Below are 6,939 nucleotides of genomic sequence, written 5' to 3'. Positions count from 1 at the left end.
GGCAAGCATCCTCGGTATTTTAATGATTTATGAACGCCTCTGTACTACGTTGGTATCTTCGGCATTCAGCCTTCAGGCTTACCTGCCAGACTATGTCATCGCCTGGCTTGGTGGCCGAGAAGCTGCGCAAATGATGAAAGGTGCAGTAGAGTCTGCCCGCAACATGTTTGCCGGATTTGGTGGTAAAGCAGGCCATACTCCTGGAATTAAGAAAATGGATCAAAACAAGCCTGCAGGTGATGCTGACGGCTTTAAATAGCTTCTTTCTTCTAATGAAACTGGGCAAAACACCATCAAAGAACTTGTTAATAGGTTTTTTGATGGTAAAATAGAACCTATTAAGTGGTTTTCAATCCAGAGGTTTTATGCCTAACATCATTCATAGCAACACGACTGCCAGCATCACTGAACTAAAAACAAATCCTATGGCAACGGTTAGCGCTGGCGACGGGTATCCGGTGGCCATCCTCAATCGTAACCAACCAGCTTTTTACTGCGTACCGGCAGAGTTGTATGAACAAATGCTGGAGTATATTGACGACCAGGAGTTAGCCGCTCTTATCAAACAACGCTCAGAGCAGGCACTGCACGATGTCGATCTGGATAGCTATTTATGAGCTACAAAGTTAAGTTCAGAACAGATGCGCTTAAGGAGTGGAACAACCTTGATAAGTCTATACAACAGCAGTTTGCTAAGAAGTTGAAAAAATGCATTGAGAACCCGCATATTCCCTCGGCTAGGCTGCGTAACCTGCCAGACTGCTACAAGATTAAACTTCGGGCATCAGGTTTCAGACTGGTATATCAGATAATTAACGATGAGTTGATTATTGCCGTGGTCGCTGTTGGTAAACGAGAGCACAATGAAGTGTACAATCTAGCAAGCAAACGCATCAGATAAAACAATATCAGGAAGATATATATATGACTGTAAAATATATTGATACATCATCCCCCACACTAAAAATAAAAACATGCAGGCTTCTATTTTTATCTAACATATTTGCTGGAATTCCATTGTCACTGTGGTTTGGTTCTTTTGGGATTATATCTTTTCTGTACGATAGTTACCCATCAGTTGCCTACAACCCTTATCGTTCAGGTTTTTTATTTAGTAATTACTTCCGCCATCCAGAAGAAGCATGGGTGGTTATTTTCACCCCACTATTAATTATAAACCTCATATGGATTATCACTTGGATAACAAAAGCCAGAAAGAACATATCAGCCTTTACACGATTCTTTAGAGATCTGGAGTTATCCGTTCCATTGGCATCAAATATTGTAAGCTCAAAAATTGGAACTCATTACTTTTCTCTTGACACAAAAAGAGGAACGATAATTTTCATTTCTCACACGGGAACCAGTGTTACAAGTTTTATTTACCCTAAAGATATCCGCGTAATGGGTTTCGGTATGTATGACTGGAAATCGATTGAAGTGGAAGGTAATACCTTAAGAATTTACACCGGCATACCTGATCTACCATCTATCGCTATATCTACTGGTAAAGCCAGCCAGCTGTATGAAAAAATCAATGCCATGCGTAACCAAACCTGGACATATGAGAACAACGTACCCGGTTACGTTGAACACCAGGCAAAACGTATTGCTGACGAGCAGGGGCTGAACCTGATCCTGCCGCCAAACTAATTTCCCTTCTGCTGTAACCCACAGTACCGACTCCGAGGCACCCTTTTCAGGGTGCCTCTTCTTTTGCATCCGCAACACCACCAGAACATTCATTCGGGTTCAGTAAAGCTGAATTTAGAGCCGTGTGAATGATGACATCTTCAATATGATACGAGGCAAAAATTCATGAGTACGCCCCATGACGAAGCAACACGTCTGAACAACGATCAGTTCATGGCCTTGCGTTCTATCGCAAGAGAGCCCTGGGATATTCAACAGGGTCGCATTCAGTGGCGTTTCAGCGGCAAATGGTTTCATCTTTTTCGCCAATATGGCATTCGCGCGTCATTAGAATCAATGGATGGTATTGGCGGGAGCAGTGGGTTCGATAGTGTATACGAACAGGCTTTAGATGCTGCTCGGATATTAGAGGAGCTAGGACTGGTAGAAGTATTTACCCTTCGCTGCTGCCCGAATACACCATGCCACTGCAACGATAGGTATGAGTTTAGGCTTACTGTCCGGGGTGAAAAACTGTTACGAAATGCCAACCATGTTTGCTCATAACTTCACTGAAGCGATGGCCAAACAGAGAAAGCAGAAAGAAAGTATTTCCCCCTCCCCGACTCGCCCCTCATAAGTCTAAGGCTATTCCCTATGGCGCAACCCATTCGCAATGACGTCCAGTCAGGTAATGACTGGACAATGGCCGCTGTCGGCCTGTTTATTACTCTGATGGTCGCAGCCCTGTTTTTCCGGCAGCTCACCATTGAATGCACCACTACCTTGCTCTACTGGCTGTGGATTCTGGCAGATTTCCCCCGCTTCCATGCTGACGCAGCCTGGCGTATTAATCTTCTGGCTTCAACCCACAACAATGCGGAGGCAGTATCCTGGTCTGAATTCTTCTCAGTCATGGATGTAACGGCAGGCATCCTGCTGATTGCCCTGCTCCCGCTTGTTGTTATCGGCACCATATCCGTTCGCCGCCATCAGGTGAGCCGGACCCGCCGGAATATTTCCATTCACTCACTTCCCCGCATCATGGCGTCATTTTCTCCGGCCATCGTGCCGGCTCTGACCTATGGCGATAAGAAGACGCAGCTGCTGAATGTGGATCCGGAAGAACACCGCAGCGCACAGGCCCCAGATGAATTTGCTATAGAGCACAAATTGGTGGTTAACCGCCGCCTTCGCCGGGAGCTGGCTGAGCAGAAGTTTATTGCTCAACTTGGTGAGCCATTACCTCATGAGAATGGCGATGTTGCGAAACAGGGCCAGTTACCCCCTGAGTTTAAGCACTTCAGTGACCATGAACGTGCCATGTTCGCCATATTTGGCCTGCAGCACTTTCTGGACAAACGCAAAGAGGCAGAGCAGCTGCTGGATGCGCTAAACCGCTCCACGCTGAAATCAGACCGCAAGTACCGAAACAAAATCGGCTATCCCAACCTGTCACTGGCAGATAAAGCATTTCGAAAAGTAGCCATAACGCCAGCCGCGCAATCCTGGATCAGGCAATACGGTTATGTCCGCACCGCTATCGCCGCATTGCATGATAACGACCTCCACCTTCCTATCCGCCGATACCGCTGGCTGAAAGGACTCGACCGCACGCTCTGGTACACACTGGCGTCCACCGGTCGCCCCTGGCCGTTCGTTGAAGGTGCCGGGGTGATCAGTCAATCCCACTGGGAAAAACTGGCCGCCCGATATCGCGTCAAACTGAGCAAACCCATCATGTCACTCGCCCTTGATGGGCTGGAAACAGACCTGAGAAATATCGGGGCAGTGGTCGATGACACGCCACCGCCCATGCGACCTGTTGATGATGAAGAAGAGGACGATGACGACGAAGACAACCCGACGCAGTCGGGTACACATTCTGATGAGCAACACGTTCACCGCCACGTACATTCCTTTCGCCCTAAAATGAGATAATCCCATGTCAGAACAAATTGTTAACGAAACCTCGACCGAAATTCATGGACAACATCTGCAGGTACGACTGAACGGCCGTAGCTTGTTTAATCTGCATCGCCCTTTAGACGATCGTTATCAGCTAACGCTTGAGCAGGATGCTGGTCAGTACACGATCTGGATGCGGCAGTCCTGCAACGGCTTCGCCAGGCTCTTTACCACCGACGACCCTGAGCTTGCCAGCAACATAATGAACACCACAGCAGATGCGTTGCAGCGTATGGCCATGAACGAAACCAGAGTGAAACCGCTATACAAAAGAGGAGGCCACTGGCTCATTCCTGGCGTCATGTTTATCTTTCTGGCGGGTGCATGGGCGTCGTGGCTCATTAACACCCCTCACCCGACACGGCCACCGGTTCCAGTGCCCGCGTTTCAGTCTCCAGTGAAAACCACTGAATCAGCAGCAAGTACACTTCTGCCGCCGTCTGTAGTGATGCCAACCCGAACCGAATCCGTCAGCACATCTTCAGCGGCTGCAGTGAATACGCCTGCGCAACGAGTTTCGCTATCCCCCGAAGAGGCGGCCGAAGCGCGTCACATGCTGGCCACTCGACTGAAGAACGGTGCCGCAAAGCAGGAATTCACCATCCGGCTATCCTCTGGCCATCCGAGAACCCTTTATATTTTTTCTGATCCAGAATGCCCTAACTGCAGGATATTCGAACCAACCGTGCAGGCACTTTCTGCGCAATACAACGTGGAAATATTCCCGGTAACGCTGATAGGTAAAGCCCGCACTGCAGAGCAAGTTGTTCCTTTATTGTGTGCGCCTGCAGATAAACGCGCCGATATGTGGCGCAGCATTTTTGATATTGGCGCCGGCATGCTGAACCCAACCGCGAAGTCAGAGTCGCTGCCAGCTTCCTGCGAAGCGGGTCAGAACGCTTTGGCGCGTAATGATATGGCTTTTGAGCTTTATCACCTCCCGGGCACTCCGACCGTTATCAGTGATGACGGCCGCATGATCCCACTGCAGGCAATGACCAGCGATGCCGCGCTGCAGACTTTCCTTAACAGCGCGCAATGAGGAGCGACTAATGGATTTAAAAGGACGTCACGGCCCGGTAGAAAATCAGCTCATAAGCCGGCAGGTGCAGGGGAGACTCGCCGAAAGGATAATGCTGGCACCGTTCACGGTGCAGTTTCTACTGGTGTTTTCCCTCTTTTTCGGTGTGATATGGCCGGCAACACTCCTGTTGTCCCTGCCTCTTAGCATTATCCTGCTGGTCGCGTTCAGCGATCAGCGCTTTCGTTTACCGCTGCGTATCCCGATGGACGTGGGTGGATTTGATTTGTCTACTGAACGCGAACTGAGCTGGAACATACCGCTGCTGAACCTGAATCTGCCTAAGATTGTCCGTGGGGAAGCGGCCGGTACATTGTGTCTCGGCGTTGGCCGTGGTCGTGACCGGGGAAAGGAGCTGTGGCTTGAAACCTCTGATGCTCTCCGTCACATGCAAATCATGGCCACCACCGGCGGTGGGAAAACAGAAACGCTCTACTCTCTTTACCTGAACTCACTGTGTATGACCCGTGGCTGTTGTATTTCCGACGGGAAGGCACAGATTGATCTCGCAGTAGCTACCTGGTCGATGGCCAGACGGTTCGGGCAGGAAGACGACTGGCACGTGCTGAATTTCATCACCGGCAACGATGACCGGTTTAAAAAACTGATGCTCGGGGATAAATCCCCTCCCCAGTCAAACAGCACTAACCCGTTCGCCTACGGCAGCCCGACGTTCATCATTCAACTGATGGAATCTTTGTTGCCGGCAGGCAATGGCAGCGATGAAGGCTGGAAAGACAAAGCGCGCGCCATGATGAACGCCCTTATTTACGCTCTGTGCTATAAGCGTGCCCGCGATAACATCCTGCTGACACAGGCTGTTATCCAGTCTTATCTTCCACTAGTGAAATTCGTTGGCCTGTATCGGGAAGCACTCAACGACGGGTGGCATGAAGAAGGTTACAAGCCAATGGAGAACTATCTGGCTAACCTCGCCGGCTTCGACATGAAGCTGATAAATCGTCCATCCGACTGGGCGCAGGGCGCACTGGATCAACATGGCTACCTTATCCAACAGTTCACCCGAATGCTCAGCATGTTTAACGATACTTATGGCCACGTTTTTCCGAAAGGCGGCGGCGACATCGATATGCAGGATATACTGCACAACGATCGCACCCTAGTTGTCCTTATTCCGGCACTGGAGCTGTCTGATAACGAAGCGGCTACGCTCGGTAAGCTGTATATCTCTGATATCCGGATGAACATCGCTAAAGACCTGGGCAACAAAATAGAGGGGTCGCCGGAACACACACTCACGGTCAAAAAGTTTGCCAGTAAATTTCCCTTCATGCTCATCTGCGATGAGGTGGGTTATTACTTTGCCCCGGGTCTGGCCAAGCTGGCCGCACAAATGCGAAGCCTGCGTTACATGTTGGTTATCCTGGCACAGGATATTCAGGCCATGCTTAAACACGGTAAGGAGGTACATTCCGTGAATGCCAACCTGGGCACCAAACACTTCATGAAAACCGAAGATACGGAGGACACGTTGAAGATGATCCGGGCCGTCGGTGGTACAGGCCAGTACGCTGAGCAAAGAACGATGGATCGCACAGGTATGGGGAGCTATCAGGACGTCGATAGAGTGGAATTCCGCGATCGGGACAATATCCAACTGTCGGAACTAAAGGCTTTAAAATCCGGCGAAGGCATCATCGTATTTGAAGACCAGCAGATACGTAGTAATTCGATATACATCCCTGATGATGAAAAAATCTCAAAGCTGAATGTGAAAATTAACCGGTATGTACCTATTCGGCGTCCCGACTTCAGTGACCTTTGCCGTGAACTGCCTGCAGCTGCACGCCGGCGTCCCGTCTCTCAGGAACGTGTCTCTCATATCCTGGATATCTGCCGCTCTACCGTTCCTGGGGAGTGGAACAGCCAGCTGAATGCCCGCATAGCTGATAAAACCCTGATGGCTCTCACCACCCTGGCTGCCGATCTCGATAACCGCGATGACGTGATCTACACCCCTGAAGAACGGGGGATTTTGTTGTTTGAAACCGCCATCGATGCGCTGAAAGAAACGGGAGGACGCTATCGCTGGCTGAAAGAGCAGGAAAATATCCGCATATCGAAGAAACGGATTGAAGAAGCACACCAGAATAATACCAGCGTCCAGGGATCCCCCGAATCTAGCCAAACACAAAGGGCACCATCGACGCCAACAGCACATTACGATAGTCAGAATTCTTACTATGAAACTCTGGCAGACCAGTCTTTTGCTGGTGATTTCGATGACACGACTGAAC

At 49.8% G+C, this 6,939-nt stretch carries 7 protein-coding genes and 1 pseudogene; all 8 read left to right on the top strand.

Annotated features, from left to right (window positions below; translation table 11 throughout):
• Positions 1-259, top strand: a pseudogene (locus QRY16_RS21210) (DotA/TraY family protein); the annotation flags it as partial.
• Positions 260-365: 106 nt separating this feature from the next.
• Positions 366-617: a type II toxin-antitoxin system Phd/YefM family antitoxin gene (locus QRY16_RS21205; protein WP_112290503.1), complete on the top strand. Its 252-nt coding sequence runs from the start codon at positions 366-368 to the stop codon at positions 615-617.
• Positions 614-901, top strand: coding sequence for a type II toxin-antitoxin system RelE family toxin (locus QRY16_RS21200; RefSeq protein WP_289777965.1), 288 nt, complete (start codon positions 614-616; stop codon positions 899-901). The genes QRY16_RS21205 and QRY16_RS21200 overlap by 4 nt, the downstream gene beginning before the upstream one ends.
• Before the next feature lie 23 nt (positions 902-924).
• The gene (locus QRY16_RS21195; protein WP_157961015.1) at positions 925-1,653 is read left to right on the top strand and encodes a hypothetical protein; all 729 of its coding nucleotides are present in this window, start codon (positions 925-927) and stop codon (positions 1,651-1,653) included.
• A gap of 165 nt (positions 1,654-1,818) precedes the next feature.
• On the top strand, positions 1,819-2,199 hold the full coding sequence (locus QRY16_RS21190) for a hypothetical protein (protein WP_289777964.1): 381 nt from the start codon (positions 1,819-1,821) through the stop codon (positions 2,197-2,199).
• Between the two features lie 90 nt (positions 2,200-2,289).
• Positions 2,290-3,573, top strand: a complete 1,284-nt coding sequence (locus QRY16_RS21185) for a secretion/conjugation apparatus DotM-related subunit (RefSeq protein ID WP_289777963.1) — start codon at positions 2,290-2,292, stop codon at positions 3,571-3,573.
• Between the two features lie 4 nt (positions 3,574-3,577).
• Positions 3,578-4,642: a DsbC family protein gene (locus QRY16_RS21180; protein ID WP_289777962.1), complete on the top strand. Its 1,065-nt coding sequence runs from the start codon at positions 3,578-3,580 to the stop codon at positions 4,640-4,642.
• Between the two features lie 10 nt (positions 4,643-4,652).
• The coding region (gene trbC, locus QRY16_RS21175) for an F-type conjugative transfer protein TrbC (RefSeq protein ID WP_289777961.1) at positions 4,653-6,939 on the top strand (2,287 nt) is incomplete at its 3' end.

Origin of the sequence: Mixta mediterraneensis (assembly GCF_030283135.1) — a bacterium.
Lineage (GTDB): Bacteria > Pseudomonadota > Gammaproteobacteria > Enterobacterales > Enterobacteriaceae > Pantoea > Pantoea mediterraneensis.
The sequence above is the reverse complement of the archived record's forward strand: the minus strand, read 5'-3'. Positions and strand labels throughout refer to the sequence as shown.

Excerpts from the sequence above, each read along its gene's own strand:
- QRY16_RS21205 (WP_112290503.1), top strand. The coding sequence starts at position 366 with ATGCCTAACATCATTCATAGCAACACGACTGCCAGCATCACTGAACTA.
- QRY16_RS21200 (WP_289777965.1), top strand. The coding sequence starts at position 614 with ATGAGCTACAAAGTTAAGTTCAGAACAGATGCGCTTAAGGAGTGGAAC.
- QRY16_RS21195 (WP_157961015.1), top strand. The coding sequence starts at position 925 with ATGACTGTAAAATATATTGATACATCATCCCCCACACTAAAAATAAAA.
- QRY16_RS21190 (WP_289777964.1), top strand. The coding sequence starts at position 1,819 with ATGAGTACGCCCCATGACGAAGCAACACGTCTGAACAACGATCAGTTC.
- QRY16_RS21185 (WP_289777963.1), top strand. The coding sequence starts at position 2,290 with ATGGCGCAACCCATTCGCAATGACGTCCAGTCAGGTAATGACTGGACA.
- QRY16_RS21180 (WP_289777962.1), top strand. The coding sequence starts at position 3,578 with ATGTCAGAACAAATTGTTAACGAAACCTCGACCGAAATTCATGGACAA.